The 6,112-nt window shown below is 52.8% G+C and carries 7 protein-coding genes (1 of these 7 running past the window's edge); 2 read left to right on the top strand and 5 right to left on the bottom strand.

Features of this window, described 5'->3' with window-relative positions:
- Nucleotides 1-336: the 3' portion of a group II truncated hemoglobin gene (locus K0H63_RS00200; protein WP_220066234.1), read on the top strand. 96 nt of this gene lie to the left of the window's left edge; only the last 336 of its 432 coding nucleotides appear in the window; the start codon falls outside the window, past its left edge; it ends in the stop codon at nt 334-336.
- Nucleotides 337-360: 24 nt separating this feature from the next.
- On the opposite strand, the gene hemF is transcribed toward K0H63_RS00200, so the two are convergent.
- The 3 genes from hemF to K0H63_RS00185 form a co-directional block, all read right to left on the bottom strand.
- Entirely contained in the window at nt 361-1,275 is a 915-nt protein-coding gene (hemF, locus tag K0H63_RS00195; RefSeq protein WP_220066233.1) for an oxygen-dependent coproporphyrinogen oxidase, read from the bottom strand.
- Between the two features lie 13 nt (nt 1,276-1,288).
- Nucleotides 1,289-1,852 carry an L-threonylcarbamoyladenylate synthase type 1 TsaC gene (gene tsaC, locus K0H63_RS00190; protein WP_220066232.1) on the bottom strand — a complete coding sequence of 188 codons (564 nt, stop codon included), beginning with the start codon at nt 1,850-1,852 and terminating at the stop codon, nt 1,289-1,291.
- 105 nt (nt 1,853-1,957) lie between these two features.
- Nucleotides 1,958-2,521: a DNA topoisomerase family protein gene (locus K0H63_RS00185; protein WP_220066231.1), complete on the bottom strand. Its 564-nt coding sequence runs from the start codon at nt 2,519-2,521 to the stop codon at nt 1,958-1,960.
- A 207-nt stretch (nt 2,522-2,728) separates the two neighbouring features.
- Here K0H63_RS00185 and K0H63_RS00180 point away from each other — a divergent pair, with 207 nt between their 5' ends.
- Complete coding sequence (locus K0H63_RS00180; RefSeq protein ID WP_258405624.1) at nt 2,729-4,477, top strand: collagenase; 1,749 nt, start codon at nt 2,729-2,731, stop codon at nt 4,475-4,477.
- 102 nt (nt 4,478-4,579) lie between these two features.
- On the opposite strand, the gene K0H63_RS00175 is transcribed toward K0H63_RS00180, so the two are convergent.
- The gene (locus K0H63_RS00175) at nt 4,580-5,059 is read right to left on the bottom strand and encodes a DUF494 family protein (protein WP_011758169.1); all 480 of its coding nucleotides are present in this window, start codon (nt 5,057-5,059) and stop codon (nt 4,580-4,582) included.
- 2 nt (nt 5,060-5,061) lie between these two features.
- Nucleotides 5,062-6,090, bottom strand: a complete 1,029-nt coding sequence (gene dprA / locus K0H63_RS00170; RefSeq protein WP_491573773.1) for a DNA-processing protein DprA — start codon at nt 6,088-6,090, stop codon at nt 5,062-5,064.
- Between the last annotated feature and the right edge of the window lie 22 nt (nt 6,091-6,112).

Genomic DNA, 6,112 nt, shown 5'->3' with positions numbered 1-6,112 from the left:
ATACGTGCCATCGCAAAGCAGTTTTACGCCCGAATGCAGCAGGGTGAAGACACCCAAAAGCTGCTGGCAATGCACCCGGGGCCAATCGAGCAATCAGAACAAAAGCTGTATGAATTTTTGAGCGGCTGGCTAGGCGGACCTCAGCTGTTTCAGCAAAAGTATGGCCATCCTGCACTGCGTGCCAGACACATGCCCTTCGCCATAGATGAGCAAATGCGGGATCAGTGGCTGCTGTGCATGCAGCATGCGCTGGAACAGGAAGTGGCTAATGAACAGCACCGCGAGGTGATCTACCAGGCTATTGCGACCCTGGCAGACCACATGCGCAATCAATAAGCCATTTTTAAAGACCGTTGACCATTAATCAGCCAGCCAGTCCTGGGGCTTGAGGAAACGCTCGTACAGCTCTGCCTCAGGAGTCCCTGCTTCAGGACTGTAGGCATACTGCCAACGCACCAGCGGTGGCATCGACATCAGAATCGATTCGGTGCGACCACCGGTTTGCAGCCCAAACAGGGTGCCGCGGTCATACACCAGGTTAAATTCCACATAGCGGCCACGGCGATAAAGCTGAAAATCACGCTCACGCTCGCCATAAGCCGTGTCTTTACGACGCTCAACAATAGGTGCATAAGCCTTAAGGAATCCATTACCCACCGCTTGCATATAGTCAAAGCACTTATCAAATTCCCAGTGGTTGAGATCATCGAAGAACAGACCACCCACACCTCGGGTTTCACCGCGATGCGGCAGGAAGAAGTACTTATCGCACCATTCTTTGTACTTGGGATACACCTCATCGCCGAAAGGCTTACACAGGTCTTTGGCGCTTTGGTGCCATTCTTTGACGTCTGACTCGAACGGATAATAGGGCGTTAAATCGAAACCACCACCAAACCACCATACGGGGTCGGCACCCTCTTTACGGGCAATAAAGAAGCGCACATTGGCATGAGTGGTTGGGATATAAGGGTTTTTCGGGTGGATAACCAAAGAAACACCCATCGCCTCAAAGCTGCGGCCCGCCAACTCGGGTCTGTGTGCCGTGGCAGACACAGGCATGGAGGCACCCATCACATGGGAGAAGTTTACCCCGGCCTGCTCAAATACAGCCCCATCGGTCAGCACCCGGCTAACGCCTCCGCCGCCTTCGGCGCGCTGCCAGCTGTCGGTCGCAAAGCACGCCTGACCATCCAGCCTTTCCAGGCCAGCGCAGATGTTAGCCTGCAGCTGCATTAAAAACGCTTTTACCTCATCGGCGTTGGGAAGTCCCATGCTGTTTTCCTTCTTATCCTTGTCTGAAAATATGTCCGGTTTGAATATCGATAATGGTGGATGGCTGACCAGATTGCCCGAGCTGTCCCAACACCACGGCGTCGATTTTATCACCCAGCTGAGTTTGAACTTCAGCCAATGTCAGGGCTGGTTGTTCTCCTGCCAGGTTGGCACTGGTGGATACCAGCGGCTTTTGGCAGGCGTCACACATGGCACGTACGCCCTCATGGGCCGTCACCCGCACGGCAATGGTATCAAAGCAGCCCCTGAGCATGGGCGATACATCGGCTTTCGCGGGAATAACAAAGGTAAAAGGGCCCGGCCATTTATCAAATGCGGCCTGTAACTGAGCTTCGGTCACCCGACTTAAGTCAATATAGGGCTTGAGCTGGTCAAAGCTGCTGGCTATCAGAATAAGGCCTTTTTCCCAAGGGCGCTGCTTAACTGCCAAAAGCTTTTGTATAGCAGTATCGTTGTCCGGATCGCATCCCAAACCATATACGGCCTCGGTGGGATAGGCCACAACGCCACCACTTTCGATGATGCCACTGATTTGAGAAGGGTTTACCTGCAACATTAACGTCATCTCGAAGATTAAAAAATTCGCGCCAATGGCCCTGACTATCAGGCTGGATGCTCAGTATAACGACACTGCGGACAAGCTTAAAGAAATGCGGCCGGGTCAAAGAGGCCGTTTGTATTTGCACGGTTTATTGGGGCATTCGAGCCGCGTACCGCTGGCACCTTTACGCTGCACCAAGAGACCGAAGCCACAATCAGGACAGCGCTCAGCCACCGGTGGATAGTTCACCAGAAATTTGCACTTGGGATAACAGGAACATGCGTAAAAACCTTTACCATAGCGATTGGTTCTGTGCTCCATCACGCCGGTTTTGCATACTGGGCAGGCAACCGCCTCTTCCGGCGGGGCCTGATCGGGCTTCTCGATATGGTGGCACAACGGGTATTGAGTACAGCCGATGAAAATACCAAAGCGACCGGACTTAACCGCGAGTTCGTGGCCACACTCAGGACAAACGGAACCTTCAATCACCTGGGTTTCGATGGATTCGTGCTGCACCAAAGGTCGGGTGTATTGGCAAGTGGGGTAATTGTTGCAGCCAACAAAGCTGCCATGTTTGCTGTGACGCACCGACAGCTCGCTGCCACACTCGGGGCAGAGCTCAAACTCTCGCTCCAGGGCGTGCTCGTGGGCACTGAACAGGCTGTGATCTATCTTGGACATGGCGACCTCTACTGCAAACTGCCACCATTTTAGCAATTGGCAGGCCTTGCTGAAAGCCAACGAGCCCGATTAAGCCAGCGTCTTGGCGACAAGCCCCTGTTATCACCAAGCCATAGCTAACTTCACGGTGAAGGCTAAATCATGGTAGGGATGAAAACTCATATTCACAATGTTATATTGTATCCAAAATAACAAGAAAGACTGAATGTGAACCTAAAATCCCTTGCCATCTGCCTGATGTTGGCCATGACCGGCTGCGTCCAATCCCCTAAATCAACCGTAGTGTTCGACACACTCACCCCCAGACTTGCCAACATTGAACATAAACTGGCAGCAGACCGCGAACTCTACAGCAAGGCCAACTTCAATCTGGCACTGGCGCTGCTCGAAAGGCCCGAAACCGACCATGAAAAGCTGCTGGTCTATCTTCGCGCCTACAGCTATTTCGGTGATGCCGATGTCATGGGTGCAAAACAAGCCTCACGCCTTGCTGCAATTTTGGCGCAAGTAGCGCTGACCGCTTCTGCCAGCACTCGCGAACAGGTTGCCGTGGTGGGTTACCGTTTCCTCGCCGATAAAGATCGCGGCGACGAAATTGCGCCTTTTCTTGACCGGCTGGCATCGCAGCTGAAGCAATTGGCCGCTGAACCTGCATCGATTGAACGGGACTATGCCCTGTGGGAAACCCTCAGAGCCTACGGTTTTTTACTGTTTGAAAGCCGTAAACACCCGGATAGTAGCCTCACCAAAGCCCTGCTTGAATCAGATGCGAGCACAGTACTGCTGAACTTTGCCAGCAGCGATGCCGCCATCAGCGGCGAAGATGACTGGCCGCGAATGAATGCCTATTGGGCGCTGGCACTCTATCATCTGGCGCTGCCCGCTGGCGAAAATGGCGAGGTCACGCCGGAGGAAACTCTGCTGGATGAGGCGGTAAAACGTATTGCCATTGCTGATGTCAGAAACCGTGGCGAAGCGGCCAAAACCGCCTACACCCTGGGTTACCACGTCAACCGCTTTGCTGGCAAAGAAGCCTGCGAGCAGGATGACCTCTGCGTGATCCCTGAGCGTACTCAGGTACTGCCCCAACGGCATGGGTGTTCAGACAGACTGTATATCCTGTCTCAGGATTTGACCGAGGCCGAGTTTGCCGAAAGCTGCGCCAAGCTGATTTCTCAGGAAGACAGTTTCCACTCTCTGCTAAAAACAGACCGGGAACCCACTGCCAATGATGTCAATCAGGCCCTACAGGTCGTAGCCTTTAAAAACTGGAGTCAATACAATGCCTACGGCCAACTGCTGTTTGATATAGGCACAGACAATGGCGGTATGTATATCGAGGGCACACCATCCAAACCCGGTAACCAGGCGAGCTTTTTTGCCTTCCGTCAATGGTGGATTGCCCCAGAGTTTGCCATCTGGAACCTCAATCACGAGTACGTGCATTATCTCGACGGCCGATTCGTAAAGTACGGCGGTTTTGGCCACTTCCCGGGCAAGATGGTGTGGTGGGCCGAGGGGCTGGCGGAATATGTCTCCAGGAATAATGACAATCCAGAAGCCCTCACGCTCGCGCGGGAAAAACGCGCAGAAGCCCCCGCCATGGCCGATATCTTCGCCACCGAATACAAGGATGGGCTGGACAGAACCTACCGCTGGAGCTATCTCGCCATTCGCTATCTGGCAGAGCAGCGCCCAGAAGTGTTGGTTAATTTATCGCGCTTATTAAAGACAGATTATTTTGAAGGTTATGATGCCCTGCTAAGCCAAATTGCCAGCGAAGAGCAAAGCCGTTTTGAGACCTGGCTGGATGAGCAAATATCCCATACCGATGCCAAGGAAAAGGACTCCCCAACGCTACCTCACAAACTTAACCGCTATGCTTATCGTGACTACTTGATGCCACTACACTTGGCGCAGGCTGAGGGCAAGGCGGGCGTACATTTCCATTTCTAATCCTGCCTGGTCACCTGAATCACGTACTGCGGTGCAGGCCAAATGCCCAATAAGAAAGGAGACCTCTTGGTCTCCTTTCTTCTATTTGCGAGGGCTGGCGGCTCAGGAATGTAAACGGCCAGGCTGCTCGTCAAACATCATATTTTCCATCTGGTTGTATGCCATTTCCTGGCCTGGTGCATTAAAGAGCACCATCATGATCACCCATTTGAGATCGTCCAATGTGAGGCTGGATTCATCCAAATCCATCACCCTGTCTATCACCATCTCACGGGCTTCGACATTGAGAACCTTTATCTGTTCGAGAAACATGAGAAAGCCGCGACATTCCACGTCCAGGCGCTCCATCTCTTCTGGCGTATACACCCGAAATGAGTGCTGCTCGTGGTGGCACAAATAAGGTTGTTCACTATCGCGAAGATCGGCCAGATGCTCCAGCCAATTCAATGCTTTGATAATTTCTGTTTGGCGAAACCCGGCCAAAGCCAGTTCTTTTTTAAGCTGGTCTTCGTCCACCAGCATGTCAACTTCCAGGTCATTCTGAACATAGTTCTCGAATAGGTACATGAGGATGTCAAACATGGCTAATTCCTCTTCACTCTGACGTAACCACCGGGTACTGCAGCAACCCAACCTTGTAACTCCAACTCAAGTATTTGTTCCAGCACAAGATCTATCGGTTTACCACTATGTTCCACCAACCTGTCTACGGGTGTGGTCTCATACTCTACACTAGCCAAGAGCTCTGGGTAAGGCAACTCCTGACCACTTTCAGCTTCGATATGGGGGCTTTGGGGCAACATATCAAGCTGGCAACTCAACATACTGCCAAGTTCCTCCACTATATCGGCAGCGTCGCAAACAAGTTTTACCCCCTGTCGCAACAAATCATGACATCCTTGATGTCGTTCATCCAATACGCTGCCGGGCACGGCGAAAACCTCCCGGCCTTGCTCCATCGCCAGTCTGGCGGAAATTAACGAGCCGCTCTTTCTGGCAGCCTCAACCACCAGAGTCCCCAGGGCCATTCCCGTGACAATACGGTTTCGTTTAGGGAAGTTACCGGCAAACACCGGTGTGCCCGGCCAGAATTCACTGACTATGCAACCTCTCTCCAAAATTTCATTTGCCAGACGGGCATGCTTTTTCGGGTAGATTTCATCTATCCCCGTGCCAAGCACCGCATGGGTCACACCGCTGGCGGTCAATGCCCCCTGATGACTGGCGCCATCGATGCCGGCCGCCAAGCCGCTGACAACGGCAAACCCATAACCTGCCAGTCCGGACGCCAGCATTCTGGCCGTTTGAAGCCCGCTGTAACTTGCAGCCCGGCTGCCCACCATGGCAACAGAAGGTCGCAATAAAGCCTCAGCCTGGCCTCTTACAAAAAGAAATATGGGTGGGTCTGTGATGGTTTTAAGTAATGGAGGATAACGTGAGTCATCAAAACAGATAAGGTGGTGGTCAGTGGATGCGTCTTGCCATGCAAGAGCCGCATCCACCAAGCGGTAATCCACAATCAGGCCGGACCGCAGAGAGGGGGACAAAGGCAGGGAGTCTTTTTCCGTTTCCAGCCTTTGTCTTAACTCGTCCACATCCATGTGTTGGAGCAATTGGCGGATCCGGGTCGGTCCC

Origin of the sequence: Shewanella zhangzhouensis (assembly GCF_019457615.1) — a bacterium.
GTDB classification, from domain to species: domain Bacteria; phylum Pseudomonadota; class Gammaproteobacteria; order Enterobacterales; family Shewanellaceae; genus Shewanella; species Shewanella zhangzhouensis.
Note: the sequence above shows the minus strand (reverse complement) of the source record. Positions and strands in the feature narration are given on the sequence as shown.

Coding starts and splice junctions, on each gene's coding strand:
- K0H63_RS00185 (WP_220066231.1), bottom strand. CDS start 2,521: ATGTCCAAGATAGATCACAGCCTGTTCAGTGCCCACGAGCACGCCCTG.
- hemF (WP_220066233.1), bottom strand. CDS start 1,275: ATGGGACTTCCCAACGCCGATGAGGTAAAAGCGTTTTTAATGCAGCTG.
- tsaC (WP_220066232.1), bottom strand. CDS start 1,852: ATGTTGCAGGTAAACCCTTCTCAAATCAGTGGCATCATCGAAAGTGGT.
- K0H63_RS00175 (WP_011758169.1), bottom strand. CDS start 5,059: ATGTTTGACATCCTCATGTACCTATTCGAGAACTATGTTCAGAATGAC.